The following is a 404-nucleotide window of genomic DNA, read 5'->3' on the forward strand; positions in this document are numbered from 1 at the left end:
GCCGACCACACCAAGCGGATGGTGGAGTTCTACCGGAGCCGGTACGCCCACTACGGGCACGGCACGCCCGAGCAGGCGATCGTCGGGCTGGGCGGACAGGTGTTCATGCGGAAGAACTCGCAGGACGCGGTCCGCGAGTTCCGCCCCTACTTCGACAACGCCCCCGTCTACGGCCACGGGCCCTCGCTGGAGGACTTCAGCGAGCAGACCCCGCTGACCGTGGGCTCGCCGCAGCAGGTGATCGAAAGGACGCTGTCGTTCCGCGAGTACGCCGGTGACTACCAGCGCCAGCTGTTCCTGATGGACCACGCGGGTCTGCCGCTGAAGACCGTGCTGGAACAGCTGGACATACTCGGCGAGCAGGTCGTGCCGGTGCTGCGCGAGGAGTTCGCCAAGGGGCGCGG

Annotated in this window: 1 protein-coding gene; it reads left to right on the forward strand. The window is 68.1% G+C overall.

Annotated features, from left to right (window positions below):
- On the forward strand, positions 1-404 hold a 404-nt coding region (locus C3492_RS43915; RefSeq protein WP_219822146.1), incomplete at both ends, for an LLM class flavin-dependent oxidoreductase.

Source organism: Streptomyces sp. Ru62 (genome assembly GCF_002920615.1).
GTDB lineage: Bacteria > Actinomycetota > Actinomycetes > Streptomycetales > Streptomycetaceae > Streptomyces.